The 26486-nt window shown below is 58.8% G+C and carries 20 protein-coding genes and 2 tRNA genes; 7 read left to right on the top strand and 15 right to left on the bottom strand.

All coding sequences use genetic code 11. From position 1 onward, the window contains the following. Positions 1–183: 183 nt before the first annotated feature. The 7 genes from panB to LIY45_RS17875 all read left to right on the top strand — a co-directional run bounded on the left by panB (position 184) and on the right by LIY45_RS17875 (position 10748). Positions 184–984 (top strand): 3-methyl-2-oxobutanoate hydroxymethyltransferase, encoded by an 801-nt coding sequence (gene panB / locus LIY45_RS17905; RefSeq protein WP_226477085.1) that lies wholly within the window; start codon positions 184–186, stop codon positions 982–984. Next, a complete protein-coding gene (panC, locus tag LIY45_RS17900; RefSeq protein ID WP_226477084.1) occupies positions 981–1832 on the top strand; it encodes a pantoate--beta-alanine ligase in 852 nt (283 codons plus the stop codon). Before panB ends, panC begins: the two co-directional genes overlap by 4 nt. A gap of 225 nt (positions 1833–2057) precedes the next feature. Then, positions 2058–3722 (top strand): glucose-6-phosphate isomerase, encoded by a 1665-nt coding sequence (gene pgi, locus LIY45_RS17895; RefSeq protein WP_017478575.1) that lies wholly within the window; start codon positions 2058–2060, stop codon positions 3720–3722. A 105-nt stretch (positions 3723–3827) separates the two neighbouring features. Then, positions 3828–5765: an acetate--CoA ligase gene (acs, locus tag LIY45_RS17890; RefSeq protein WP_226477083.1), complete on the top strand. Its 1938-nt coding sequence runs from the start codon at positions 3828–3830 to the stop codon at positions 5763–5765. Positions 5766–5771: 6 nt separating this feature from the next. Continuing rightward, positions 5772–6647: an oxygenase MpaB family protein gene (locus tag LIY45_RS17885; protein WP_017478573.1), complete on the top strand. Its 876-nt coding sequence runs from the start codon at positions 5772–5774 to the stop codon at positions 6645–6647. A gap of 43 nt (positions 6648–6690) precedes the next feature. Then, positions 6691–7707 (top strand): class I SAM-dependent methyltransferase, encoded by a 1017-nt coding sequence (locus tag LIY45_RS17880; protein WP_226477082.1) that lies wholly within the window; start codon positions 6691–6693, stop codon positions 7705–7707. Between the two features lie 107 nt (positions 7708–7814). Beyond that, positions 7815–10748, top strand: coding sequence for a DUF748 domain-containing protein (locus LIY45_RS17875; protein ID WP_226477081.1), 2934 nt, complete (start codon positions 7815–7817; stop codon positions 10746–10748). A 228-nt stretch (positions 10749–10976) separates the two neighbouring features. On the opposite strand, the gene LIY45_RS17870 is transcribed toward LIY45_RS17875, so the two are convergent. The 15 genes from LIY45_RS17870 to ftsH form a co-directional block, all read right to left on the bottom strand. Beyond that, complete coding sequence (locus LIY45_RS17870; RefSeq protein ID WP_017478570.1) at positions 10977–11597, bottom strand: BON domain-containing protein; 621 nt, start codon at positions 11595–11597, stop codon at positions 10977–10979. Positions 11598–11892: 295 nt separating this feature from the next. Continuing rightward, on the bottom strand, positions 11893–13998 hold the full coding sequence (gene pnp / locus LIY45_RS17865) for a polyribonucleotide nucleotidyltransferase (protein ID WP_003212180.1): 2106 nt from the start codon (positions 13996–13998) through the stop codon (positions 11893–11895). Positions 13999–14192: 194 nt separating this feature from the next. Continuing rightward, a complete protein-coding gene (gene rpsO, locus LIY45_RS17860; protein ID WP_003177875.1) occupies positions 14193–14462 on the bottom strand; it encodes a 30S ribosomal protein S15 in 270 nt (89 codons plus the stop codon). 115 nt (positions 14463–14577) lie between these two features. Beyond that, positions 14578–15495, bottom strand: a complete 918-nt coding sequence (gene truB, locus LIY45_RS17855; RefSeq protein ID WP_017478569.1) for a tRNA pseudouridine(55) synthase TruB — start codon at positions 15493–15495, stop codon at positions 14578–14580. A 3-nt stretch (positions 15496–15498) separates the two neighbouring features. Next, positions 15499–15900, bottom strand: a complete 402-nt coding sequence (gene rbfA, locus LIY45_RS17850) for a 30S ribosome-binding factor RbfA (protein ID WP_017478568.1) — start codon at positions 15898–15900, stop codon at positions 15499–15501. Positions 15901–16059: 159 nt separating this feature from the next. Further along, on the bottom strand, positions 16060–18582 hold the full coding sequence (infB, locus tag LIY45_RS17845) for a translation initiation factor IF-2 (RefSeq protein ID WP_003212186.1): 2523 nt from the start codon (positions 18580–18582) through the stop codon (positions 16060–16062). 27 nt (positions 18583–18609) lie between these two features. Next, on the bottom strand, positions 18610–20091 hold the full coding sequence (nusA, locus tag LIY45_RS17840) for a transcription termination factor NusA (RefSeq protein WP_003212187.1): 1482 nt from the start codon (positions 20089–20091) through the stop codon (positions 18610–18612). A 47-nt stretch (positions 20092–20138) separates the two neighbouring features. Further along, a complete protein-coding gene (gene rimP, locus LIY45_RS17835; protein ID WP_003235029.1) occupies positions 20139–20597 on the bottom strand; it encodes a ribosome maturation factor RimP in 459 nt (152 codons plus the stop codon). Between the two features lie 140 nt (positions 20598–20737). Beyond that, positions 20738–20814, bottom strand: a tRNA-Met gene (locus tag LIY45_RS17830). Between the two features lie 96 nt (positions 20815–20910). Then, a tRNA-Leu gene (locus LIY45_RS17825) sits at positions 20911–20996 on the bottom strand. A 21-nt stretch (positions 20997–21017) separates the two neighbouring features. Further along, positions 21018–21401 (bottom strand): preprotein translocase subunit SecG, encoded by a 384-nt coding sequence (gene secG, locus LIY45_RS17820; RefSeq protein ID WP_026078118.1) that lies wholly within the window; start codon positions 21399–21401, stop codon positions 21018–21020. Between the two features lie 4 nt (positions 21402–21405). After that, positions 21406–22161, bottom strand: a complete 756-nt coding sequence (tpiA, locus tag LIY45_RS17815) for a triose-phosphate isomerase (protein ID WP_026078117.1) — start codon at positions 22159–22161, stop codon at positions 21406–21408. A 66-nt stretch (positions 22162–22227) separates the two neighbouring features. After that, positions 22228–23565, bottom strand: coding sequence for a phosphoglucosamine mutase (gene glmM / locus LIY45_RS17810; RefSeq protein ID WP_226477080.1), 1338 nt, complete (start codon positions 23563–23565; stop codon positions 22228–22230). A gap of 16 nt (positions 23566–23581) precedes the next feature. Then, positions 23582–24433, bottom strand: coding sequence for a dihydropteroate synthase (gene folP, locus LIY45_RS17805; RefSeq protein ID WP_226477079.1), 852 nt, complete (start codon positions 24431–24433; stop codon positions 23582–23584). Between the two features lie 8 nt (positions 24434–24441). Further along, complete coding sequence (gene ftsH / locus LIY45_RS17800) at positions 24442–26352, bottom strand: ATP-dependent zinc metalloprotease FtsH (RefSeq protein WP_017478564.1); 1911 nt, start codon at positions 26350–26352, stop codon at positions 24442–24444. Positions 26353–26486 lie beyond the last annotated feature (134 nt).

Raw genomic sequence — 26486 nt, 5'->3', positions numbered from 1 at the left:
AACACATCCAATTGACTTCCAGAGTCCTCCTCACGACTATAGGCGTCCCGCTGCCGCCTACCCGGCGCTAAAGGGCGCAATCCAGGCCTTATAAGCACTGATCCTTAAGAAAGTGCGCCTGTATAAACGAAGACTCACGCGCGTTACTCGCTGTTTCCAAGCGCCTGAATGAGGACCCTTTTCATGCCAAACGTTACCCTGAGCACCTTGCAGAGCCTCAAACTCAAAGGTGAAAAGATCACCATGCTGACCTGCTACGACGCCACTTTTGCCCAGGCCAGCTGCCAGGCAGGGGTTGAAGTGTTGTTGGTGGGGGACTCCCTGGGCATGGTTCTACAAGGGAATGACAGCACCCTGCCGGTCACCAACGATGAAATCGCTTACCACACGGCCTGCGTCAAACGCGGCAACGAGGGCGCCTTCATCATTGCCGACCTGCCCTTCATGGCCGACGCCACCATTGAACAAACCCTGACCAACAGCGCTCAACTGATGCGTGCCGGTGCGCACATGGTCAAGGTTGAAGGTGCCGCCTGGCTCGCCGAGTCGATTCGCCTGTTGGCAGAACGCGGCGTGCCGGTTTGCGCGCACATGGGCCTGACGCCCCAGTCGGTGAATATCCTCGGCGGCTACAAGGTACAGGGTCGCGGCGAAGCCCAGGCGCGCCAGATGCGGGCCGATGCCATCGCCCTGGAGCAAGCCGGTGCGTGCATGATTCTGCTTGAGTGCGTGCCAAGCGAGCTGGCAGCGGAAATCACCCAGGCCGTTAAAATCCCGGTAATCGGTATCGGCGCCGGTTCTGACACCGACGGCCAGGTATTGGTACTGCATGACATGCTGGGCCTGTCCCTGACCGGCCGCGTACCCAAGTTCGTGAAGAACTTCATGGCCGGCCAGGACAGCATTCAATCGGCCCTCGCCGCCTACGTCAGCGAAGTCAAAGCCGTTACCTTCCCGGGCGCCGAACACGGATTCTCTGCATGAACACCGTCAAGACCGTGCGCGAACTGCGCGCCGCCGTCGCCCATGCCCGCAGCGCGGGCAAACGCATCGGCTTCGTGCCCACCATGGGCAACCTGCACAGCGGCCATGCCACGCTGGTCATCAAGGCTGCGCAACAAGCGGACTTCGTGGTCGCGAGCATTTTCGTCAACCCGCTGCAATTTGGCGCCGGCGAAGACCTGGACAAATATCCGCGCACCTTGGCGGCTGACCAGGAGAAGCTGCTGCAAGCCGGTTGCAACCTGCTGTTCGCCCCGACCGTCGAGGAGATGTACCCCGACGGCATGGCCGGCCAGACACGGGTCAGCGTGCCACAACTGTCCGAAGGCCTGTGTGGCGCCAGCCGTCCCGGGCATTTTGAAGGTGTGGCCACGGTGGTCAGCAAGTTGTTCAACATGGTCCAGCCGGACCTCGCCGTATTTGGCCAGAAGGACTACCAGCAACTGGCGGTGATTCGCGCCATGGTCCATGACCTGAACATGCCGATCCAGATTATCGGCGAGCCGACTGTACGCGCCGACGATGGCCTCGCGCTGTCATCGCGCAATGGTTATCTCACCGAAGAGCAGCGCGCCATCGCGCCGGTGCTGTACCGCAGCCTCAGCCAGATTGCCGCCGCCATTGAAGCGGGCGACCGCGATTTCGCCAACCTGCGTGCCGCACAGGTCCAGCAGATTGAAGCCGCCGGCTTTCGCATGGACTACCTGGAGGTTCGCCAGGGCCTGCACCTGCGCCCGGCCACCGCTGAAGACAAGGATCTGGTGATTCTGGTCGCCGCCTACCTGGGCGCCACCCGGCTGATCGACAACCTGCATTTGCACCTGAACTGACCCCGCCGCACACCCCGCCTGTTGCACTGCCTGATCGGCCGGTATAAAAAAGTACCGGCCACAGCGCAGACAAAGCCAAGACAGATCGACACGCTAGGTTTAATGTATTCGCCCTACGCTATTCGTTGGCGTCGACCGGAGCCTGTCATCTTCACAAAGACAGCACATTCCCGGCTTTAAAGTGTCCTACCAGCAGTCCCAGCAATAAAAAGGAAACCCGCAGCGATGGCGTACTACCGCACTCCTCATGACGTTACCGCTCTGCCCGCCTGGCAAGCGCTCAATCAACATCGCCAAGCCATGCAGGATTTCAGCATGCGCGAAGCCTTTAATGCCGATCCCCAGCGCTTTACCCAGTTCACCTTAAGCAGCTGCGGACTTTTCCTCGATTACTCGAAAAACCTGATCACCAGCGAAACCCGCGACCTGCTGGTAGGCCTGGCCAAGGAAGTCGACCTTCAGGGCGCGATCAAGTCGCTGTTCAACGGCGAGCCGGTCAACTCTTCCGAAGGCCGCCCGGCGCTGCACACCGCGCTGCGTCGTCCAGTGGGTGACAAGCTGTCGGTCAACGGCGTGAACATCATGCCGGACGTGCACAAGGTGCTGAACCAGATCACTGACCTGGTCGGCCGCATCCACGATGGCCTGTGGCGTGGCTACACCGAGAAGCCGATCACCGACGTGGTGAACATCGGCATCGGTGGCTCGTTCCTCGGCCCGGAGCTGGTGTCTGAAGCGCTGTTGTCCTACGCCCACAAAGGCGTGCGCTGCCATTACCTGGCGAACATCGACGGTAGCGAGTTCCACGAGCTGACCATGAAGCTGCGCGCCGAGACCACGCTGTTCATCGTCTCGTCGAAATCCTTCAACACTCTCGAAACCCTGAAAAACGCCCAGGCCGCCCGCGCCTGGTACCTGGCCCAGGGTGGCTCGGAAGCCGAGCTGTATCGCCACTTCATCGCCGTGTCGAGCAACAACGCGGCGGCCGTGGCCTTCGGTATCCGCGAAGAAAACATCTTCCCGATGTGGGACTGGGTTGGCGGTCGTTACTCGCTGTGGTCGGCCATCGGCCTGCCCATCGCGCTGGCCATCGGCATGTCCAACTTCAAGGAATTGCTGTCCGGTGCCTACACCATGGACCAGCACTTCCAGACCGCGCCGTTCGAAGCGAATATGCCCGTACTGCTGGGCCTGCTGGGCGTGTGGTATGGCAACTTCTGGGGCGCGCAGAGCCACGCGATCCTGCCGTACGACCACTACCTGCGTAACATCACCAAGCACTTGCAACAACTGGACATGGAATCCAACGGCAAGAGCGTGCGCCAGGACGGTACGCCGGTTTCCACCGACACCGGCCCGGTTATCTGGGGCGGCGTGGGCTGCAACGGTCAGCACGCTTATCACCAGTTGCTGCACCAAGGCACCCAACTGATCCCGGCCGACTTCATCGTGCCGATCGTCAGCTTCAACCCGGTCTCCGACCACCATCAGTGGCTGTACGCCAACTGCCTGTCCCAGAGCCAGGCGCTGATGCTCGGCAAGACCCGCGCCGAAGCTGAAGCCGAGCTGCGCGACAAAGGCATGGCCGAAGCCGAAGTGCAGAAGCTGGCACCGCACAAGGTGATCCCGGGCAACCGTCCGAGCAACACCATTGTGGTCGAGCGCATCAGCCCTCGTCGTCTCGGCGCGCTGGTGGCGATGTATGAGCACAAAGTGTTCGTGCAAAGCGTCATCTGGGGCATCAACGCCTTCGACCAGTGGGGCGTGGAACTGGGCAAAGAGCTGGGCAAAGGCGTCTACAACCGCCTGACCGGCACTGAAGAACAGCCTGCGGACGATGCGTCCACCCAAGGGTTGATCAACTACTTCCGCGGCCGTCACCGCGGTTGATGTAATGCCCCCAAGGCCAACGTCTGTTTGGACGTTGGCCTTGAACCCACCTGCCACAGGGTGCATCTTTATTGCTTGTCGCAAAAACAAGAATAAGGATCCCTCATGTTCGATATCAGCACGTTCCCCACCGCCGATGCCGTCCGCCGGGCTGCGCAACTCAGTCAAGAGGACTATCAGCGTCTCTACCGCCAATCCGTCGAACAACCCGATACCTTTTGGGCCGAGCAAGCCAAGCGCTTTCTCGACTGGTCCACGCCTTGGCAGACCGTCCAGATATCCGACATCAAGACCGGTGCCGCCCAATGGTTTGCCGGCGGCCAACTGAACGTCAGTTACAACTGCATCGACCGTCACCTGGCGCACCGTGCCGACCAGCCGGCCTTCATCTGGGAAGGCGATGATCCTGCAAAGTCTTCCAAAATTACCTACCGCCAACTCCACCAAAACGTCAGCCGGCTGGCCAACGTGCTGAAAAGCCGTGGCGTGAAGAAAGGCGACCGGGTGTGTATCTACATGCCGATGATTCCCGAGGCGGCCTACGCGATGCTGGCCTGTACGCGGATCGGCGCGGTGCATTCGGTGGTGTTTGGTGGTTTCTCGCCGGATGCCCTGCGCGACCGCATTCTCGACGCCGACTGTCGTACCGTGATTACCGCCGATGAAGGCGTACGCGGGGGCAAGCCGGTAGCGCTGAAACAAAATGTCGACAAGGCCCTGGCCAGTTGCCCGGACGTCAGCACAGTACTGGTGGTGCAGCGCACCGGCGCGGCGGTCAATTGGACTGAAGGGCGCGACCTCAAGTATCAACAGGCCTTGGACGCAGCCAGCGATAACTGCCCGCCCGAGCCGATGGACGCGGAAGACCCGCTGTTCATCCTCTACACCTCCGGCAGCACCGGCAAACCCAAAGGCGTGCTCCACACCACCGGCGGCTACCTGCTGCAGGCTGCGATGACGTTCAAGTACGTGCTCGACTACCGCGACGGCGAAGTGTTCTGGTGCACCGCCGACGTCGGCTGGGTCACCGGCCACAGTTATATCGTCTACGGGCCGCTGGCCAACGGCGCCACATCGCTGATGTTCGAGGGTGTGCCGAGTTATCCGGACAGCTCGCGGTTCTGGCAGGTGATCGACAAGCATCAGGTCAATATCTTCTACACCGCGCCCACCGCGTTGCGCGCACTGATGCGTGAAGGCCACGCCCCTCTGGAAAATACGTCCCGCGCCAGCCTGCGCCTGCTGGGCAGTGTCGGCGAACCGATCAACCCGGAGGCCTGGGACTGGTACTTCAATGCAGTGGGCGAACAACGCTGCCCGATTGTCGACACCTGGTGGCAGACCGAAACCGGCGGCATCATGCTCAGCCCGCTGGTCAGCGCCCAACGGATCAAGCCCGGTTGCGCCACCCAACCCATGTTTGGCGTGGTGCCCGTACTGCTGGATGAGCAAGGCAAGGAAATCAGCGGCGCCGGCAGCGGCGTGCTGGCGATCAAATCCAGTTGGCCGGGGCAGATTCGCAGCGTGTACGGCGACCCGCAGCGGATGATCGACACCTATTTCAAACCCTATCCCGGCTACTACTTCACCGGCGACGGCGCCCGGCGAGACGAGGACGGCGACTACTGGATCACCGGGCGTATCGATGATGTGATCAACGTGTCCGGACACCGTATCGGCACCGCCGAGGTGGAAAGCGCCCTGGTGTTGCATGATCAGGTCGCCGAAGCCGCCGTGGTGGGCTATCCCCACGACGTCAAAGGCCAGGGCATCTATGCTTTCGTCACGCCCATGAATGGCGTCGAGCCCGACGACGCGCTGAAAAAACACCTGCTGGATCTGGTGAGCAAGGAAATCGGCAGTTTCGCCAAGCCCGAGCTGATTCAATGGGCACCGGCCTTGCCGAAAACCCGCTCAGGCAAGATCATGCGGCGGATTTTGCGCAAGATTGCCTGCAACGAGCTGGACAGCCTGGGGGATACTTCCACCCTGGCCGACCCGAGCGTGGTGGATGGCCTGATCGACAAGCGCCTCAACCGATAGGACCCCATGGAATTCATTCGCAGCCGCATCGAAAACCAGCTGATGAGCCTGACCGGCTTGTCACTGGGTCAACTCGACCTGGAAAACCCCAAGGGTGATCCAGGTCTCTTTGGGCCGAACTCGGTGAGCTGGAAGGTCCATGGTGACTTCAGCAGCATGTTGATCGGCGGCATCAGCGCGCTGATGCTGCAGGCATTGCACCCGCTGGCCCTGGCCGGCGTGTGGGACCATTCGAACTTTCGACAAGACATGCTCGGGCGTTTGCGGCGTACCTCGCAGTTCATTTCCGGGACCACATTCGGTTCGCGCCGCGACGCCGAATGGCTGATCGAGAAAGTGCGCACCATTCACCTGCAAGTGGTCGGCCATGCACCGGACGGCCGACCGTATGCCGCCAGTGATCCCGAGTTGCTGACTTGGGTGCATGTGGCGGAGGTCAGCAACTTTCTGGCGGCCCACCTGCGTTATCGCAACCCGGATTTATCTCCGAGGGATCAAGACCGGTACTACAGCGAAATCGCCCTGGTGGCCGAGCAATTGGGCGCGCGCCATGTGCCGCGTTCACGCCAGGAAATTTCCGATTACCTTGAGCGTATTCGCCCGCAACTGCTGTGTGACGAACGCAGCCACGAAGTCCTGCGGTTGCTGCTGAATGCGCCGTCGCCGAGTACGTTGGCCAAGCCGTTTGGCTCACTGATGATGCAGGCCGGTATCGACCTGCTGCCGGACTGGGCCAGCGACATGCTCGGGCAGAAGCAAAGCCCGCTGCAACGCCAGATGATTCGCGCCGGGGTCAGGCGCAGCGCGCCGTTGTTGCGGTGGGCCATGCGCAACGGTTCGGTGCAACGGGCCCACAGGCGAATGGGCCTGCTGGAGCCATAACTGTTAAACTCCCGCGCCCCAATTACTCTGCAAGGCGCGCACTATGTCTTCCTTGAATCAGGCGCTGCGCGCCGCCCTCGATCATCGCCAGGAGCTGCTCGCTGAGCTGCATGCACAAGGCACCGATTGTTATCGCCTGTTCCACGGCAGCCAGGAAGGCGCTGGCGGCCTGACGATCGACCGCTACGGCCCGCAACTGCTGGTGCAAAGTTTTCACCAGTCACTGGAGAGCGGCGACCTGCTGCAGCTGCATCAGGCGATCAACCAACACCTGGGGCTGGAGCTGTTGCTGGTCTACAACGACCGCTCCCGGGGCAACTCGCGTATCGACCGTGAAGACACGGTTTACCGTGCCGAGCCCGCTGCTCTGGAAGACTTGATCGGCCACGAGTGGGGCCTCAACTACCGCGTGCGCGGCCGCCATCCCGGGCAAGACCCGCTGCTGTTCCTGGACCTGCGCAACACCCGCGGCTGGGTCAAGGCACACAGTGCCGGCAAAAGCGTGTTGAACCTGTTCGCCTACACCTGCGGCGTAGGCCTGAGCGCCGCCGCCGGTGGTGCCCGTGAGGTGTGCAACCTGGACTTTGCCGAGGGCAACCTGGCGGTCGGTCGCGAAAACGGGCAACTCAATCCGCAATTGCCGACCATGGAATTCGTCCAGTCCGACTACTTCCCGGCAATCCGCCAACTGGCCGGCCTGCCCATCAGCCAGCGTCGCGGCCAGAAACTGCCGAGTTATCCGCGCCTGGCCCAGCGTCAATACGACCTGGTGCTGCTCGACCCGCCGGCCTGGGCCAAGAGCGCCTTCGGCACCGTTGACCTGCTACGCGACTATCAGAGCCTGCTCAAGCCGGCGCTGCTGGCCACTGCCGATAACGGCGTGCTGATCTGCTGCAACAACCTGGCAAAAGTCGGCATGGACGACTGGCGCGACCAGGTCCTGCGTTGCGCCGAAAAGGCCGGGCGGCCGGTCCGCGACTGGCAGATCATGACACCCGGCGCCGATTTCCCGTCCCTCGACCAACAACCACCGCTGAAGACCCTCATCCTGCAGCTGTAAGACTTGTCCCAAAGGGGCCTGTACGCCGAATAAAGGCCCGGTTCTTCGGAACCGTAAACCCGTGCCATACTCCAAGGCACTCTTGATCGACATAGATGGCGTCACATATGCCCAAAGGATTGATTCGCGCCGCTGGCGCCTTGCTGACCGCCCTGGCCCTGTACAGCTTGCTGGGCTTCCTTATTCTCCCCGGCATTGCCCTTCGCGTGGCCAACCAGCAGCTGGCCAATTACGCCACGGTGCCGGCGCATATTGAGCGTATTGAGCTCAACCCGTTCAGCCTCGAACTGACCGTGTGGGGCCTGAACATCGGAGAACCGGGCAAGGAGCAAGTAGCCTTTGAACGCCTGTACGCCAACCTGCAGATCGACAGCCTATGGACCCGCGCCCTGCACTTGGCCGATATACAACTCGACAAGCCGAAGACCGAACTGCGGTTCGACAAATCCGGCCAGCTCAACCTTGCGCAACTGTTCAAATTGCCAGCCAGCGAACCGACGCCAACGGACCCGAACGCCAAACCATTCCCGCTGCGCATCGACAACATCAAGCTGGCGGGCGGTTATGTGCACTTCCAGGATTTGCGTCCCAGCGAGCCCATCGAGTTTCTCTACGACAAGCTGGATTTCGAGCTGAAAAACCTCAGCACGCTGCCCGATGACAACGCCGCCATGACCTTGGTGGCGGCGGGCCCGGAAGGCGGGCACATCGACTGGACCGGTAACTTCAGCCTCATCCCGATTGCCTCCGAAGGCAAACTCAAGGTTACCGACGGCAAAATGAAAGTCTGGTGGCCGTATGTGCGTGATGCGGTACCGCTGGTTCTCGAAGACGGCATCCTCAATTTCAGCACCGACTACACGCTGAGCCTGGCCAAGGAAACCGAGCTGAATCTGACCAACGTCGCCCTGAGTGTCGCGCCGTTCGCGATCAAGGCGCCGGATGGCCGGCCACTCGCGCGCCTGGAGAAGCTGGACGTCAGCGAGACCACGGTAGACCTGGCCAAACAGCAAGTGATCGTTGGCAAGATCCGCAGCAACAAGCTCGAAACCTGGGCAGCCCTTGAAGCAGATGGCCAACTGGATTGGCAGAAACTGTTTGCCAGTCAGCCGAGCAAGCCTGCACCCGCAGCTGAGCCTGCCACTGCGCCCGCCACCGCCGACTCGCCAAAGCCAGCGCCGGCAGCGCCGAGCAAGCCTTGGCAAGTGCTGCTCAAGGACGTGCAACTGCGTGACTATCAAGTGCATCTGGCGGACCGTTCGGCTAAACCTGCCGTCGCCCTGGACGTCGGCCCGCTGAACGTTGACCTGCAGGGTTTCGACAGCCTCAACCAAAGCCCGTTTACCCTCAAGCTCGATACCGGCGTAGGCAAACAGGGCAAGCTCCAGGCTACCGGCCAGGTCAACCTGAGCCCGGTCAGCGCCAAGCTGAAAGTGGATACCAAGGACATCGACCTGCGTGTCGCCCAGTCCTACATCAGCCCGTTTATCCGCCTGGAACTGCGTAGCGGCATGCTCGGCAGCAACCTCGACGTGAACCTGAAAAGCACCGAGCCCCTGGCGTTCCAGGTAACTGGCCGGGCACAGGTCGACCAGTTGCACACCCTGGACACCATGAAGAACCGCGACTTCCTCAAGTGGCAGCGGTTGGTGCTGGAAGGCGTGAATTATCAACATGGTGACAGCCTGTCGATCGACAAGGTCAACCTGTTGCAGCCCTACGCACGTTTCATGATCAATGATGACCGCACTACCAACATCGATGACTTGCTGATTCCGCAGCCGGCCAACAGTGGCAACAAGTCCGCAGCCAAACCTGCGGCGAGCAAAGAGAAGCCTCTGGGGATTCATATTGGTCAGATTGCGATCAACGACGGCTCGGCCAACTTCGCCGACTTCAGCCTGACCCCGAACTTCGCCACGGCGATTCAACAGCTCAACGGCCAGATCGGCACCATCGACAGTCGCCAGGCCAAGCCGGCCAGCGTTGACATCAAGGGCAAGGTCGACCGTTATGCACCGGTGACCATCAAGGGCAGCGTGAACCCGTTTGACCCGATGGCGGCACTGGATATCGCCACCAGCTTCAAACGAGTCGAACTGACCACCCTGACACCGTACTCGGGCAAGTTTGCCGGGTTCCGCATCCGCAAGGGCCGCCTCAACCTGGACTTGCATTACGTCATCACCAAGGGCCAGTTGAAGGCCGAGAACAAGGTGGTGGTCGAGCAGCTGCAGCTGGGTGAGAAGGTCGACAGTGCAGACGCGGTGGACCTGCCGATACGCCTGGCGATTGCGTTGCTCAAGGATTCCGACGGCAAGATTTCGATCGAACTGCCAGTGACCGGCGACTTGAACAACCCCCAATTCAGCGTGATGCCGATTGTCTGGCAGACCCTGCGTAACCTGGTGGTGCGCGCGGCCACGGCGCCCTTCAAGTTCATTGGCGGGTTGATTAGCGGGAGTGGTGCTCAAGACCTTGGCAACGTGTCGTTCGCCCCGGGTTCCAGCGAGCTGAGCAAGGATTCCCAGTCAGCCTTGGACAGCCTGGCCAAGGCCCTCAAGGAGCGCCCTGCCCTGCGCCTGGAGATCGAAGGCACCGCCGCTGCCAGCAGTGACGGCCCATTGTTGGCCGCGCAGCGACTGGAACGCGAATACCAGTACAACTACTACAAGATCCTCCAGCGCCGTGGCGATAAGGTCCCGGCCCAGGCATCGCTGCTTGAAGTCCCTGAAAAGGAAAAGGCGCCGCTGCTGGAAGGCATCTACCGTACCCGCCTGAAACAACAGCCGCCGGCCGAGTGGAAGGACCTGAGCAATGACGAGCGCACCGCCAAGCTGCGGGACAGCGTAATCAAGTTCTGGAGTGGCAGTGACGTGCTGCTGCGCCAACTGGGCCAGGACCGCGCCGGTGCGATCAAGGACTACCTGGTGGACAAGGGCCAGCTGGAAGATGAGCGGGTTTACTTTATCGATGCCAATCTTGGGGAAGCGGAGAAAGATGGTCGGGTAGTGACACCGATGCATCTGGATGCCGAATAATCCGGCAACCGTTGATTACCCGTGGCGAGGGGGCAAGCCCCCTCGCCACAAGCGCCTCGCTTACCCTCCAAGCTTTTCTACCCGCAATAGAACAGGCCCCGACACAAGTGCCGGGGCCTGTAATGACCACATCCGTGTGGTCGGTCGCATGAACCTGTGAGGTGCATTGAGCGGATATCTAACTCGCTCGTGGCCGCCTCTTGCCTAGTTCAGGCGATTCGCTAAGCGTTACTCTGCTTTCAGGCCATCGGCCGATACAGCTTTAACGCCTTTGATTTTCTTGGTGATATTCACCGCGGTGGTTTTCTGCGCTTCAGTCACTGCGACGGTCGACGACAGGGAAACTACACCCTTGTTGGTTTCGACTTTGATGTCGGTGCCAGGAATGCCTTTCTCGGTTACCAGGTCAGCTTTCACTTTGGTGGTAATCCAAGTGTCCGAGGTGGACTCTTTGGCGTCAGCCGCTGCGCTTTTGGTTTTGTCGACGTTGTCAGCCTTGGTAGCGCCGCCAGCCATCAGGCCGTCAGCCGAAACGGCGGTTACGCCTTTGATTTTTTTGGTGATCGCTACAGCAGTGGCTTTCTGTGCGTCGGAGATAGCCACTGTCGAGGACAGGGAAACCACGCCTTTGTTGGTTTCAACCTTGATGTCCGAACCTGGAATACCTTTCTCGGTCAGCAAGTCGGATTTGACTTTGGTGGTGATCCAGGTATCCGAGGTAGCCTCTTTAGCCTTGGTCACTTCACCGGCTGCCAGAGTCATTGGAGCTTGGGAAGTCTGTGCAAAGGCCACGTTAGCACCCATGGCCAGGGTCAGAGCGGTAGCAGTAGCGAGAGCGAACTTCTTCATACGAGTAACTCCTGTTTTATTAAAAGTCTGCAGTGTGTGAACCTTGATGCTGCAGCGTTAACAGGGTTGTTGCAGGCAGTGTGCCAAGTCCCGAATCAATATTAAACCGTTATAAAACAACGACTTATAAAATCACCATTTTTTCGAAATCGTGCAACTTGCATGAATTCGATCGTGCCTGCATGCAAGTTGCGGCTTTTGGATTTTAGTAAGCACCTGATTTTCCGGCATTTTCCCGCAGACATAAAAAAAGGACTCCGAAGAGTCCTTTTTCAGCGTACAGCGACGGGGTGATTTAAACGCCCGAAGCCTTGGCTGCTGCTACGTCCTTGATGGACAGCTTGATACGGCCGCGGTTGTCCACGTCCAGTACCAGCACTTCCACTTCCTGGCCTTCTTTCAGGATGTCGGTCACTTTCTCAACGCGAGCATCGCTCAGCATGGAGATGTGAACCAGACCGTCCTTGCCAGGCAGGATGTTGACGAATGCGCCGAAGTCGACGATGCGCTCAACCTTACCGACGTAGATCTTGCCGATCTCGGCCTCAGCGGTGATACCCAGGACGCGCTGACGTGCCGCTTCAGCCGCTTCCTTGGTTTCGCCGAAGATCTTGATCGAGCCATCGTCTTCGATGTCGATCGAAGCCTTGGTCTCTTCACAGATCGCACGAATCGTCGCGCCGCCTTTACCGATAACATCACGGATTTTGTCGGTGTCGATTTTCATCGCGATCATGGTCGGAGCATTTTCCGACAGCTCGGTACGGGACTGGCCAATGATCTGGTTCATCTGACCGAGGATATTCAGGCGCGCTTCCAGGGCTTGGCCCAGAGCGATCTCCATGATTTCTTCGGTGATGCCTTTGATCTTGATGTCCATCTGCAGCGCGGTAACACCTTTGGCGGTACCGGCTACTTTGAAGTCCATGTCGCCGAGGTGGTCTTCGTCACCCAGGATGTCGGTCAGGATGGCGAACTTCTCGCCTTCTTTAACCAGACCCATGGCGATACCGGCAACCGGTGCCTTCATCGGTACACCGGCGTCCATCAGAGCCAGGGAAGCACCGCAGACCGAAGCCATGGAGCTGGAACCGTTGGACTCGGTGATTTCCGACACAACACGAATGGTGTACGGGAACACGTCGGCGGCAGGCAGCATGGCTGCAATCGAACGACGGGCCAGACGGCCGTGACCGATTTCGCGACGACCAGCGCCACCCATGCGGCCACACTCACCTACCGAGAACGGAGGGAAGTTGTAGTGCAGCATGAACGGGTCTTTTTTCTCGCCTTCCAGGGTGTCCAGCAACTGTGCGTCACGGGCAGTACCCAGTGTTGCAACAACCAGAGCCTGGGTTTCGCCACGGGTGAACAGGGCCGAACCGTGGGTTTTTGGCAGAACGCCGACTTCGATGTTCAGCGGACGTACAGTGCGAGTGTCGCGACCGTCGATACGAGGCTTGCCGTTAACGATGTTTTCGCGAACGGTGCGGTATTCGATTTCGCCGAAGGCTGCTTTGACTTCGCTGGAAGAAGGCTGGCCTTCTTCACCGGACAGCTTGGCAACAACCTGGTCCTTCAACTCACCCAGGCGAGCGTAGCGGTCGGCCTTGATGGTGATGGTGTAGGCGTCGGAGATGGCTGTGCCGAACTCGGAACGGATAGCGCCCAACAGTGCGGTAGCTTCTGGCTGAGGAGCCCAGGTCCAGGTTGGCTTGGCAGCTTCAGCGGCCAGTTCTTTAACAGCGTTGATCACAACCTGGAACTCGTCGTGAGCAAACAGTACCGCGCCCAGCATCTGGTCTTCGGTCAGCTCTTTGGCTTCCGATTCAACCATCAACACCGCTTCCGAAGTACCGGCAACGACCATGTCCAGGCTCGACGCTTTCTGTTGTTCGTAAGTCGGGTTCAGCAGGTAGCCGGTGCTTTCGTGGAATGCAACGCGGGCAGCGCCGATCGGGCCATCGAAAGGAATACCGGAGATGGCCAGGGCAGCCGAGGTACCGATCATCGCAGCGATGTCCGGATCGGTCTTCTTGCTGGTGGAAACGACGGTGCAGACAACCTGCACTTCGTTCATGAAGCCTTCTGGGAACAGCGGACGGATCGGACGGTCGATCAGTCGGGAAGTCAGGGTTTCTTTCTCGGAAGGACGGCCTTCACGCTTGAAGAAACCACCAGGGATCTTACCGGCAGCGTAAGTCTTTTCCTGGTAGTGAACGGAAAGAGGGAAGAAGCCTTTGCTTGGATCAGCGGTCTTGGCGCCTACAACGGTCACCAATACGGTGACGTCGTCGTCAACGGTGACCAGCACTGCGCCGGAGGCTTGACGGGCGATACGGCCTGTCTCGAGGGTAACGGTCGACTGACCGAACTGGAATTTTTTGATAACCGGGTTCACGGTGTCCTACCTTCTTTGTGGCTCTTGGGGAACTTGTCTTCTTGCGAAATTCTTGGGCAATGTCGGGAATCGGCCCAACGCCTGTCCAGGGTAAAACGTGTATCCAGATAAAACTTGAGGCTGGAAGCCTGCCATGGGCCAGCGGGAAACCCACTGACACACGACAGCCAACCAACCTCTAGCGCAATCGCTTATTAGCGACGCAGACCCAGGCGACCGATCAGAGTCTGATAACGACCCAGATCCTTGCCTTTCAGGTAGTCCAGCAGCTTACGACGCTGGTTTACCATGCGGATCAGACCACGACGGGAGTGGTGATCTTTACCGTTGGCCTTGAAGTGACCTTGCAGCTTGTTGATGTTGTGGGTCAGCAGTGCAACTTGCACTTCTGGCGAACCAGTGTCACCAACAGCTTGCTGGTAGTCAGCTACGATTTGAGCTTTTTCTTGAACGTCGAGAGCCATGAGGCAATCCTTTTTTCAGGAAACCACCCAAAGGGCGGTTTCAACAGGCCAGGGACAAATCCCTGTATCTAAAAATGAGTAGTGACCATGCCTGTTAACAGCCACCCTCGTTCGGTCATTCTGACCGAATCAGTCGACGCGGCGCGATGCGCCCGTCTTCGCTCACTTCACCGATACCGATAAAGCGACCGTTGTGATCTTGTACCCGCACCATGCCGAACTTCGGGGCATCCGGTGCACGTACTGGCTGGCCGTTAAGCCAGTAGAACGCGCTATGCTCCGAAAAGTGCAGCAATGGCCAATCCAGCAAACCGCTGTCCGATGGCATCAGGAAGCGATCAACCGCTTCGTTGCCGCCTTCGGCATGTACGGCTTCCAGCTCTTCCAGCGTGACCGTCTGGGCCAGGGTGAAAGGGCCTGCCTGGGTGCGTCGCAGTTCTGCAACGTATGCGCCACAGCCTAGTAGCTCACCGATATCTTCCACGAGGGTACGGATATAGGTGCCTTTGCTGCAGTCCACCGCCAACCGGGCAGTGTCGCCTTCAGCGGCGAGCAATTCCAAGCGCGCAATAGTAACAGAACGCGGTTCGCGCTCCACCACTTCACCTGCACGTGCCAGCTTGTAAAGAGGCTGGCCATCACGCTTGAGAGCCGAGTACATCGGCGGTATCTGACTGATTTGCCCACGAAAAGCAGGCAAAGCCGCTTCGATATCAGCACGACCAACGGTCACTTCGCGAACCTGCAGAACATCACCTTCGGCGTCTGCCGTGGTGGTGGTCTTGCCCAGTTGCATCAGGGTTTCGTAACCCTTGTCGGAATCGAGCAGGTATTGCGAAAACTTGGTGGCCTCGCCGAAGCACAACGGCAACACGCCGGTGGCCAAGGGGTCGAGGCTGCCGGTGTGCCCTGCCTTCTCGGCATTGAGCAGCCAGCGAACCTTCTGCAACGCCGCATTGGAGGTAAAGCCAATGGGCTTGTCGAGCAGAATGATGCCGCTGACGTTACGACGGATACGTTTGACCTGAGCCACCGATTACTCCTTGGCGTCTTCAGGCGTGGCGGATACCGGATGCTGATTGTCTTCAGCCACGGCCCGCTCGATCAGTGCCGACAGGTGCGCACCACGCACGACGCTTTCGTCGTAGTGGAAGTGCAACTGTGGAACGCTGCGCAGCTTCATTTCACGGGCCAACTGCATGCGCAGGAAGCCTGCGGCAGAGTTGAGCACCTTGATGCTTTGCGCGATTTCTTCGCTGCTGTCCTGGCCCATCACGGTGATGAAGATCTTGGCGTGACCAACGTCACGGCTGACCTCAACGGCGGTGATGGTGACCAGGCCAACACGTGGGTCTTTTACTTCACGACGGATCAGCTGTGCCAGCTCGCGCTGCATCTGATCGCCGATACGTTGGGTACGGCTGTATTCTTTTGCCATGTCTTGTTACCTGTTACTGCCACACGGTGAAACCCGTGGGGTCTGAAAGCGGCAAACGCCCGGCCTGACAAAAGCCAGACCGGGCGTTGCGTTTAGAGTCCGAACACGGCGCCAGGCATTTGCATGCCCGGGCGCCGCGTGGCCCTTGAAGTGCGCGAGTTAGAGGCTGCGAGCAACCTGAACCTTCTCGTAGACTTCGATCTTGTCACCCGCCTTGACGTCGTTGTAGCTCTTGACGCCGATACCGCACTCCATGCCGGCACGTACTTCGGAAGCGTCATCCTTGAAGCGGCGCAGGGATTCCAGCTCGCCTTCGAAGATAACGATGTCTTCACGCAGAACACGGATTGGACGGTTACGGTGCACAACACCTTCGATAACCATGCAACCGGCGATCGCGCCGAATTTCGGCGAGCGGAACACGTCACGCACCTCGGCCACACCCAGGATGTTCTCCCGAACGTCGCTGCCAAGCATGCCGGTGAGGGCTTTCTTGACGTCTTCGATGATGTCGTAGATGACGTTGTAATAACGCATGTCCAGGCCTTCCTGCTCGACGATCTTCCGTGCGCCAGCATCGGCACGCACGTTGAAGCCGAACAGTACAGCGTTGGAAGCCAGTGCCAAGTTGGCGTCGGATTCGGTGATACCACCGACACCGCCACCGACAACACGCACTTGCACTTCGTCGTTACCCAGGCCGTTCAAGGCGCCGTTCAACGCTTCGAGGGAACCACGAACGTCAGATTTGAGGACGATGTTAAGCGTCTTCTTCTCTGCCTGGCCCATGTTCTCGAAGATGTTTTCCAGCTTGCCGGCGTGAGCACGGGCCAGCTTGACTTCGCGGAACTTGCCTTGACGGAACAGAGCCACTTCACGGGCTTTCTTCTCGTCCGACAGCACGCTCATCTCGTCGCCAGCGTCCGGGGTACCGTCCAGGCCGAGGATCTCGACAGGGATGGAAGGACCGGCTTCCTTGATTGGCTTGCCGTTCTCGTCGAGCATGGCACGTACACGGCCATAGTTCGAACCGACCAGGACCATGTCGCCTTGGCGCAGGGTACCGTCTTGAACCAGAACGGTTGCAACCGGGCCACGACCTTTGTCGAGACGCGATTCAACCACAACACCACGACCCGGGGCCGATGGAGTGGCTTTCAGTTCGAGAACTTCGGCTTGCAGCAGAACAGCTTCGAGCAGTTCGTCTACACCGGTACCGACTTTCGCCGAAACCGAAACGAATGGCGTATCACCGCCCCACTCTTCGGAAGTCACGCCGTGAACCGACAGTTCGCTACGGATGCGATCAAGATCGGCGCCCGGCTTGTCGATTTTGTTCACTGCAACAACCAGTGGAACACCAGCGGCCTTGGCGTGCTGGACAGCTTCAATGGTCTGCGGCATTACGCCGTCGTCCGCTGCAACTACCAGGATCACGATGTCAGTCGCCTTGGCACCACGGGCACGCATGGCGGTAAACGCGGCGTGACCAGGGGTGTCGAGGAAGGTGACCATGCCGCGTTCGGTTTCAACGTGGTATGCACCGATGTGCTGGGTGATACCGCCGGCTTCGCCTGCAGCTACCTTGGCACGACGGATGTAGTCGAGCAGCGAGGTCTTACCATGGTCAACGTGGCCCATTACGGTCACGACTGGCGCACGGGAGAAAGTCTCGCCTTCAAACTTCAGGGACTCGGCCAGGGAATCTTCCAGGGCGGTGTCACTGACCAGGGTCACTTTATGGCCCAGCTCTTCAGCAACCAGTTGGGCAGTTTCCTGGTCCAGTACCTGGTTGATGGTCGCTGGGGTACCCAGTTTGAACATGAACTTGATGATTTCAGCAGCCTTGACCGACATCTGATTGGCGAGGTCGCCAACAGTGATGGTCTCGCCGATCTGCACATCACGCACGACAGGGCCGGTTGGGCTCTGGAAACCGTGGGCGTTGCGTTTCTTCAGCTTGGCCTTGCCGCGACCACCGCGACGGAAGCTGTCGCTTTCTTCGTCGGTAGTACGTGGAGCAACGCGTGGCGCTGGCGCCTTCTCTTTGACCGAAGCACGATGTGGAGCGTTTTTGCGCTCACCATCACCACTGCCACGACGATTGTTATCGTCGGCACGTGGTTTGTCCGGACGACGAGGTTCTTCGCGTTTGCGAGCGTCGGCTGCAGGAGCCGGCGCGGCGGCAACCGGAGCGGCCTCACGAACAGCTTCAACAGGCGCGCTAGGCGCAGCAACGGCCTCAGTGTTAGCAGGTTGCGCAGCAGCAGGCTGGCGACGCGCTTCTTCTTCGGCGCGACGCTTGGCTTCTTCTTCAGCCTTCTGACGAGCAGCATTTTCTACTGCGCGACGTTCTTCCAGTTCGCGTTTGCGCTCGGCTTCGATTTCTTCCGGGCTGCGCTGTACGAAGACTTTCTTCTTGCGTACTTCAACGCTGATGCTCTTGCTGCCAGCAACACGCAGGGTGCTGGTGGTTTTGCGCTGCAATGTAATCTTGCGCGGTTCTTCCACTTTCGCCTTGTGGCTGCTCTTCAAGTGAGTCAGCAAAGACTGCTTCTCACTATCGCTCACACCTTCGTCGGCGGCGGTGTGCGGCAGACCTGCCTCACGCATCTGCTGCAACAGGCGCTCTACCGGTGTTTTGACCTCATCGGCCAGTTGTTTCACCGTGACTTGCGTCATGCACTTCTCTCCTCAGGCCGCGCCTAATTACTCGAACCAATGGGCTCGGGCGGCCATGATCAACTTGCCGGCACGATCATCGTCAATGCCGTCGATGTCGAGCAGGTCGTCAATAGACTGCTCGGCCAGGTCTTCGCGGGTAATTACGCCGCGCACCGCCAGTTCCATCGCCAAATCCTTGTCCATACCCTCAAGCGAGAGCAGGTCTTCGGCCGGATGGGCGTCTGCCAGCTTTTCCTCAGTAGCGATGGCTTTAGTCAACAAACGATCCTTGGCCCGAGCGCGAAGCTCGTTGACGGTGTCTTCGTCAAAGCCGTCGATGTTGAGCATTTCTTCCAACGGTACGTAGGCAATCTCTTCCAGGCTGGTGAAGCCTTCATCTACCAGCACCTGTGCCAGGTCTTCGTCGACTTCCAGCTCGTCGATGAAGTTGCGCAGGATGTCACCGGTTTCTGCTTGCTGCTTAGCCTGGATGTCCGATTCGGTCATCACGTTCAGGGTCCAGCCGGTCAACTGGCTGGCCAAACGTACGTTCTGACCACCGCGACCGATGGCCTGAGCCAGATTGTCTGCGCCAACGGCGATGTCCATTGCATGGGCATCCTCGTCAACGATAATTGCCGCCACTTCAGCAGGCGACATTGCATTGATCACAAACTGCGCCGGGTTATCGTCCCACAGGACGATGTCCACACGCTCACCGCCCAATTCGCCCGACACTGCCTGGACGCGCGAACCGCGCATACCAATGCAAGCACCCTGCGGGTCGATGCGTTTGTCCTTGGAGCGGACCGCGATCTTGGCGCGCGAACCCGGATCGCGGGACGCAGCCATGACTTCGATCAGGCCTTCGGCAATTTCCGGCACTTCGATGCGGAACAACTCGATCAGCATTTCCGGCGCGGTACGCGACAGGATCAACTGAGGGCCGCGGTTCTCGGTGCGGATTTCCTTGAGCAGTGCACGCAAGCGCACACCAACCCGGAAAGTTTCGCGGGAAATGATGTCTTCGCGGGCCAGCAACGCTTCAGCGTTGTTACCCAGGTCGACGATCACGTTGTCGCGGGTGACTTTTTTCACGGTGCCGGAGATGATTTCCCCCAGGCGCTCGCGATAAGCGTCAACGACTTGAGCGCGCTCGGCTTCGCGGACCTTCTGCACGATGACTTGCTTGGCAGTCTGTGCAGCGATGCGGCCGAACTCGATGGATTCGATCTTTTCTTCGACGACATCACCGACCTGTGCGCCCGGATGCGTTTCAGCAACCTTGCTCGGCCAGGTTTCGATGGCCGGATCATCAAGATCGGCTTCTTCGACGACCGTCCAGCGACGGAAAGTCTCGTAGGCACCGGTGTGGCGGTTGATTTCCACACGCAGATCAACTTCGTCTTCAAAACGTTTTTTGGTAGCAGTGGCCAGAGCCAGCTCCAGCGCTTCAAAAATCACGTTTGCCGGTACGCCCTTTTCATTGGATACCGACTCAACAACCAGCAGTACTTCTTTGCTCATCGTACGCCTCGCCTTTCGCAAGCCATTGGATCCGCGGGATCCGCGTCTCAGTCAAAACTGGGAATAATGTTGGCCTTGTCGATCATATCGATCGGCAACAGGAACTCATGGTCTTCTACCTGCACCACGACGTCCTGCTCTTCTACACCGCGCAGAAGGCCCTGAAAGTTGCGTCGCCCTTCAAAGGGAGAGCGCAGCTTGATCTTCACTTGTTCACCGGCAAATTTTGCAAACTGATCAATAGTGAACAGTGGGCGTTCCATGCCAGGCGAGGAAACTTCGAGGGTGTATTCAACGGAGATCGGATCTTCAACATCCAGGACACCGCTGATCTGACGGCTGACAATGGCACAATCGTCCACCAGCACGCCGCCCTCTTTATCGATATAAACGCGCAACATTGAGTGGCGACCTTGAGCCGAAAACTCAATACCCCAGCATTCATAGCCTAGGGCCACGACCACCGGGGCCAACAAGGCCTGCAACTCTTCTAGCTTGCTCGACACCTGAACCCCCTCGTGCATGTATGTGCATGCTGTGCAAAATAAAAAAATGGGCGAAACGCCCATCCTTGAAACGCCGTCGAACAGCGGCGTTGAAAGTGTCCAGCTAACAAAAAGCCCCTTAAAAGGGGCTCCGCTAAAACTGGTTGCGGGGGCCGGATTTGAACCGACGACCTTCGGGTTATGAGCCCGACGAGCTACCAGACTGCTCCACCCCGCGACAAAGCTGGGGCGGAAGTATACGACCGATCCCTTACAGGGTCAATGTAACCTTCCACCTACAAGAAAGCCCGCAACAGCGGGCTCTCCTGATAATTGGTACCGAGAAGGGGACTCGAACCCCTACACCCTATGGGCACAACCACCTCAAGGTTGCGTGTCTACCAATTCCACCACCTCGGCAATACAGCGTTTACAACCTTCTTACTTCTGCTCTTGAGCTGGAGGTACGTCAGTCGCTGGAGTAGCCGACTTTTGCTCTTGAAGCACCGGGACATCATCAGAAGCCGGTTTTGCTTTTGGTACTTCCAACACTGCTGGGTTTGGGAGACCTACTTGAGTCAGCACATGAGCTTTCTCTTTAGCAAAGTAACCTAACCCTAAGCTGGTTATGAAGAAACCGGCGGCAAGTATAGCAGTAAACTTACTAAGAAAGGTAGAGGAACCTTGGCTTCCGAACACAGTATTTGAAGCACCTGCCCCGAAAGACGCACCAGCGTCCGCACCTTTACCCTGCTGCAGCAAAACCAGAGCAACTACGCCCAGTGCACCCAGCAGATGAAAAACAACGATGACTGTTTCCAGCATTTTTTCAGTTTCCCGCGGCGCGACAAATCGCACCGAACTCATCTGCATTCAGGGAAGCTCCACCAATGAGCCCCCCATCGATATCCGGCATGCCGAACAGTTCGACCGCATTGGCCGCCTTCACGCTGCCGCCGTATAGAAGCCGCACACCTTGCGCGACCTCAGAATTCTCTGCCGCCAACTGCGCGCGGATGGCTGCGTGCACATCCTGCGCCTGTTGCGGCGAAGCAGTCAGCCCGGTGCCAATGGCCCAGACCGGCTCGTAAGCGATTACTGCATTTGCAAAGGCACCGACTCCCAGCTCCTCGATGATGCTGCCCAGCTGACGCCCGACAACTTCAAGAGTTTTACCGGACTCACGCTGCTCAAGGGTCTCCCCTATGCACAACACCGGAATCAAGCCACAAGCCTGTGCCGCTGCGAATTTGCGATTCAGTGTCCCATCACGCTCGCCCATGATCTGGCGGCGCTCGGAGTGCCCAACAAGCACCAGGGAACAACCTGCATCAACCAGCTGACTCGGTGCAATCTCACCAGTCAACGCACCTTGCATGGATTCCACCGCAGAGTTCTGCGCGCCGACCTGGATCGACTTCCCTTTCAAGCCATCAATCACTTGATTGATATACAAACAAGGCGGGAATACCGCGACATCAACACCGCTAGGCAAGGCCAAGTGACGAAGGCCGTTGATCAGCTCAGCGACACTGGCGCGGGTACCGTGCATCTTCCAGTTACCAGCTACCATAGTGCGACGCATGCTGTACCTCGTCGGTCAAAGTGGGCGCAGATGTTACCCAACCACATCATCACTGGCAAGCCGAATTCAGGCGCAAACTTCAGTTACCAGTTTTGCCAGCTCTTCGGCATAGCCGCGAACCTGTGTTTCGTCCTCGCCTTCGACCATGACACGCACCAGAGGCTCTGTGCCCGACTTGCGCAACAAGACCCGGCCACGACCCGCCATGGCGGCAGTGACGCGCTCGCTGGCCTCTTTCACAGCCGGATGCTCGATAGGGTTGTCACCGCCTGCAAAGCGCACGTTGAGCAGTACTTGAGGGCACTTGCGCAGCGCCTGCCGTGCCTGGGCCAGGCTTTCTTCGCGACGACGCAGCGCCAGCAGCACTTGCAGCGCCGCGATGATCGCATCCCCGGTAGTCGTGTGCTGGAAGCAGACGATATGCCCGGAGTTTTCACCACCCACCTGCCAATTACGCTCCAGCAGATCAGCGATCACGTAGCGGTCACCGACATTGGCACGCACAAACGGAACACCCAGATCTGCCAGGGCCAGCTCCAGGCCAAGATTGCTCATCAAGGTGCCGACGACACCACCTTGCAGCTTGTTACGCTCGTGCAGATCACGGGCAATAATGAACAACAGGTCGTCACCATCAACAATTGCACCCGTATGATCGACCATCAAGACCCGATCACCATCACCATCGAACGCGATACCCAAGTCAGCATGCTCAGCCAGCACAGCCGCCTGCAACTGCCCCATATGGGTCGAGCCGCAATTGTCGTTGATGTTCAAGCCATTCGGCTGGGCGGACAGCACAGTAACGTTTGCGCCAAGCTCTTTGAACACACTCGGCGCCACCTTGTAGGTCGCACCGTGAGCGCAGTCGATGACGACTTTCAGCCCGGCAAAATTGGTACTGCTCGGCACGCTGCTTTTGCAGAATTCAATGTAACGACCAGAAGCGTCGTTAATCCGCGAAACCTTGCCCAGCTTGCTCGACTCGACGACGGTCATCGGCGCATCCAGCAACTCTTCGATCATGTGCTCGATCTCGTCCGGCAGCTTGGTGCCCTGGCCCGAGAAGAACTTGATACCGTTGTCATCGTGAGGATTGTGCGAAGCACTGATCACAATACCGGCTTCAGCGTGGAAGGTCCGCGTCAGGTAAGCGATCGCTGGCGTAGGCATCGGCCCCAGCAGCATCACATCAGCGCCGGCAGCGGACAGCCCTGCCTCCAGCGCCGACTCAAACATGTAACCCGAGATACGCGTGTCCTTGCCCACCAGGATGCGGCAGGCACCCATGCTGCGGAACGCCATACCGGCAGCCCAGCCCAGCTTGAGCATGAAATCGGGAGTAATCGGGAATTCGCCGACCCGACCGCGAATGCCATCGGTGCCAAAATACTTTTTAGTCATAAGTGCTCCATCATTCTTATTCGGCTGATTCAACCGCTGCGATCATTCGCACCACATCTATCGTCTCGGCCACGTCATGCACGCGCAAAATACGTGCACCCTTGACCACGGCAAGTGCCGCAAGTGCCAGGCCGCCATGCAGCCGCTCACCCACCGGACGATTCAAGGCCAGACCTATCATGCTCTTACGCGAAACCCCGACCAACAAAGGGCGACCAAGGGCATTCAGGGATTCCATATGCTTGAACAGGCTCAAATTGTGCTGCAAGGTCTTGGCAAAACCAAATCCGGGATCGAGGATTATCCGCTCGGGGGCAATCCCCACTGCGGCGCATTGAGCCATGCGCTCGGCAAGGAAATCTTTCACTTCACCGACCAGGTCGTCGTAATGCGGGTCGTCCTGCATGGTGCCCGGCTCACCGAGCATATGCATCAGGCAAACCGGCAACCCCGTGGCGGCAGCCGCATCCAGAGCTCCATCGCGCTGCAGGGAACGCACATCGTTGATCAACCCTGCGCCCAACCGCGCGGTTTCACGCATGACGGCCGGTGTCGAGGTGTCGACAGAGATGATGACATCCAGCTCTCGATGGATGCGCTCGACAATCGGCGCAACACGCTCCAACTCCTCAAGGGGAGAAACCGCGCGAGCCCCGGGACGGGTCGACTCGCCGCCCACGTCAATCAAGGTCGCCCCGGCAGCCACCATGGCTTCCGCATGGCGCAACGCAGCATCAAGCTGACTGAAGCGACCGCCATCGGAAAAGGAGTCAGGGGTTACGTTAAGAATGCCCATCACGTGCGTACGGGCCAAATCAAGAACCCGGCTGCCGCAAGGCAACCGGGTCGAGGACAACGCAGAAGTCATTTCAAACCTTAATGGTCAGCAGCCGGGCCGCCGATTGGAGCTTCAGGGCGTTCGTTCTGTACCACTGGAGGCGTGCCCGAAGTACCCGAACCACCTTCCCAATCGCGAGGCTCGCGAGGCGTACGACCGGCCATGATGTCGTCGATCTGATCGGCATCAATGGTCTCGTACTTCATCAGGGCGTCAGCCATGGCGTCGAGCTTGTCGCGGTTATCGGTGAGGATCTGCTTGGCCGTGCCGTAGCATTGGTCAATGATGCTGCGCACTTCGGAGTCGATCAGCTTGGCTGTCTCACCGGAGAAGCTGGCCGCTTGACCGCCACCGCCGCGACCCAGGAATACTTCGCCTTCTTCCTCGGCATACATCAAAGGACCGAGTTTTTCCGAAAGACCCCACTTGGTCACCATGTTCCGTGCAATCTGACTCGCACGCATGATGTCGTTGGACGCGCCGGTGGTAACACCATCAAAGCCCAGGGTCATCTCTTCCGCGATCCGGCCGCCATACAGCGAGCAGATCTGGCTGATCAAGGCTCGCTTGGAGAGGCTGTAGCGATCCTCTTCCGGCAGGAACATGGTAACGCCCAGCGCCCGGCCACGAGGAATGATCGACACTTTGTAGACCGGGTCATGCTCAGGCACGACGCGACCAACAATGGCGTGACCAGCTTCGTGATAGGCAGTGTTCTGCTTCTCTTTCTCGGACATGACCATGGACTTGCGCTCGGCGCCCATCATGATCTTGTCTTTCGCCAGTTCGAACTCTTTCATTTCAACGATGCGCTTGCCGGTACGTGCGGCAAACAGCGACGCTTCGTTCACCAGGTTGGCAAGGTCGGCACCGGAGAAGCCTGGAGTGCCACGGGCAATCACGGCCGGAGCCACGTCGTCGCCCATTGGCACTTTGCGCATGTGCACTTTCAGAATTTGTTCACGACCACGGATGTCCGGCAGACCGACCACAACCTGACGGTCGAAACGGCCTGGACGCAGCAGCGCAGGGTCGAGTACGTCTGGACGGTTGGTGGCGGCGATCACGATGATGCCGTCGTTCATTTCGAAACCATCCATCTCAACCAGCAACTGGTTAAGCGTCTGCTCACGCTCATCATGACCGCCACCCATGCCAGCGCCACGATGGCGACCAACGGCGTCGATTTCATCGATGAAGATGATGCAGGGCGCGTGTTTCTTGGCCTGTTCGAACATATCGCGAACACGGCTGGCACCGACACCGACGAACATTTCGACGAAATCGGAACCGGAAATGGTGAAGAAAGGTACTTTGGCTTCGCCGGCAATGGCCTTGGCCAGCAGGGTTTTACCGGTACCTGGCGGGCCAACCATCAGCACGCCGCGAGGAATACGGCCGCCCAGGCGCTGGAACTTGCCCGGATCACGCAGGAATTCAACCAGTTCGCCCACTTCTTCCTTCGCTTCGTCGCAACCGGCAACGTCAGCCAAGGTAGTTTTCACCTGGTCTTCGGAGAGCAGGCGTGCCTTGCTCTTGCCGAAGCTCATCGGCCCGCCCTTGCCTCCCGCACCACCTTGCATCTGGCGCATGAAGAACATGAACACGGCGATGATCACGAGGATGGGGAAGCTGGCCACCAGGAGCTGGGTCCAGATGCTCTGCTGCTCAGGCTGCTTGCCCTCGACGACTACGTGGTTATCCACCAGGTCGCCGATCAGGCCATTGTCCTGGATTGCCGGACGGATGGTCTTGAAGCTGTCGCCATCGTTGCGCTTGCCGGTAATCACGTAGCCATCAACTGCTACGCGCTCGACCTTGCCATCCTTAACTTGCTGGATGAAGTCGGAATAGTTGAGGGTCTGCGGCTCGTTAGGGCTGGAGAAGTTGTTCATCACCGTCACAAGGACAGCCGCGATGATCAACCACAGGATCAGATTCTTTGCCATATCGTTCAATTAACTACCCTCTGAAGCAAGCTCCGCTACTGGCGCGTGCTTCGCATGATATTCACCGGCCTAACTTACTACATTACCTACAACTCTGGCAGGCGCCGTCTGTAACCCTTTGTGAAACTTTGACT

It is taken from the genome of Pseudomonas sp. MWU16-30323, from assembly GCF_020515595.1.
In the GTDB taxonomy this organism is placed as follows: domain Bacteria; phylum Pseudomonadota; class Gammaproteobacteria; order Pseudomonadales; family Pseudomonadaceae; genus Aquipseudomonas; species Aquipseudomonas yamanorum.
This window is presented reverse-complemented; position numbering and strand designations above follow the sequence as displayed.

Coding starts and splice junctions, on each gene's coding strand:
- tpiA (WP_026078117.1), bottom strand. CDS start 22,161: ATGCGTCGCACTATGGTAGCTGGTAACTGGAAGATGCACGGTACCCGC.
- panB (WP_226477085.1), top strand. CDS start 184: ATGCCAAACGTTACCCTGAGCACCTTGCAGAGCCTCAAACTCAAAGGT.
- acs (WP_226477083.1), top strand. CDS start 3,828: ATGTTCGATATCAGCACGTTCCCCACCGCCGATGCCGTCCGCCGGGCT.
- glmM (WP_226477080.1), bottom strand. CDS start 23,565: ATGACTAAAAAGTATTTTGGCACCGATGGCATTCGCGGTCGGGTCGGC.
- pgi (WP_017478575.1), top strand. CDS start 2,058: ATGGCGTACTACCGCACTCCTCATGACGTTACCGCTCTGCCCGCCTGG.
- rbfA (WP_017478568.1), bottom strand. CDS start 15,900: ATGGCAAAAGAATACAGCCGTACCCAACGTATCGGCGATCAGATGCAG.
- LIY45_RS17875 (WP_226477081.1), top strand. CDS start 7,815: ATGCCCAAAGGATTGATTCGCGCCGCTGGCGCCTTGCTGACCGCCCTG.
- LIY45_RS17880 (WP_226477082.1), top strand. CDS start 6,691: ATGTCTTCCTTGAATCAGGCGCTGCGCGCCGCCCTCGATCATCGCCAG.
- folP (WP_226477079.1), bottom strand. CDS start 24,433: ATGACTTCTGCGTTGTCCTCGACCCGGTTGCCTTGCGGCAGCCGGGTT.
- rpsO (WP_003177875.1), bottom strand. CDS start 14,462: ATGGCTCTCGACGTTCAAGAAAAAGCTCAAATCGTAGCTGACTACCAG.
- secG (WP_026078118.1), bottom strand. CDS start 21,401: ATGCTGGAAACAGTCATCGTTGTTTTTCATCTGCTGGGTGCACTGGGC.
- nusA (WP_003212187.1), bottom strand. CDS start 20,091: ATGAGCAAAGAAGTACTGCTGGTTGTTGAGTCGGTATCCAATGAAAAG.
- panC (WP_226477084.1), top strand. CDS start 981: ATGAACACCGTCAAGACCGTGCGCGAACTGCGCGCCGCCGTCGCCCAT.
- LIY45_RS17885 (WP_017478573.1), top strand. CDS start 5,772: ATGGAATTCATTCGCAGCCGCATCGAAAACCAGCTGATGAGCCTGACC.
- LIY45_RS17870 (WP_017478570.1), bottom strand. CDS start 11,597: ATGAAGAAGTTCGCTCTCGCTACTGCTACCGCTCTGACCCTGGCCATG.
- ftsH (WP_017478564.1), bottom strand. CDS start 26,352: ATGGCAAAGAATCTGATCCTGTGGTTGATCATCGCGGCTGTCCTTGTG.
- infB (WP_003212186.1), bottom strand. CDS start 18,582: ATGACGCAAGTCACGGTGAAACAACTGGCCGATGAGGTCAAAACACCG.